Origin of the sequence: Cognatundibacterium luofuense, assembly GCF_018139685.1 — a bacterium.
In the GTDB taxonomy this organism is placed as follows: domain Bacteria; phylum Pseudomonadota; class Gammaproteobacteria; order Burkholderiales; family Burkholderiaceae_D; genus Undibacterium; species Undibacterium luofuense.
Map to the genome: position 1 here is coordinate 1 of NZ_JAGSPN010000653.1, position 282 is coordinate 282.

Genomic DNA, 282 nt, shown 5'->3' on the forward strand with positions numbered 1-282 from the left:
CCAGTCATTGCAGCTGGCCAGCGTAGTCATCGGGATCAGCGTCCCATTTCTTTCAGATAGTCAGCGCGGCTGCTGAGTGCGGTGTCCGCAAAATCAGAGAACATGCCATCTACGCCCAGACGCAGGAATTGCAGATACTCGGCCTTAGGATCACCTTTGTAATTCGCAGCTAAACGGCGCTGTTCATTACGGAAGGTATAAGGATGTACCAGCAAGCCAGCTTTATGGGCATCAGCGATCAAACTGCCTGGTGCCAGTGTGGTCGTGTCAGCATCATTGATT

1 protein-coding gene is annotated in these 282 nt (G+C 52.1%); it reads right to left on the minus strand.

The genetic code is table 11. The features are described 5' to 3' along the window. Positions 1-35: 35 nt before the first annotated feature. The coding region (locus KDM89_RS22045; RefSeq protein WP_268977925.1) for a glycerophosphodiester phosphodiesterase family protein at positions 36-282 on the minus strand (247 nt) is incomplete at its 5' end.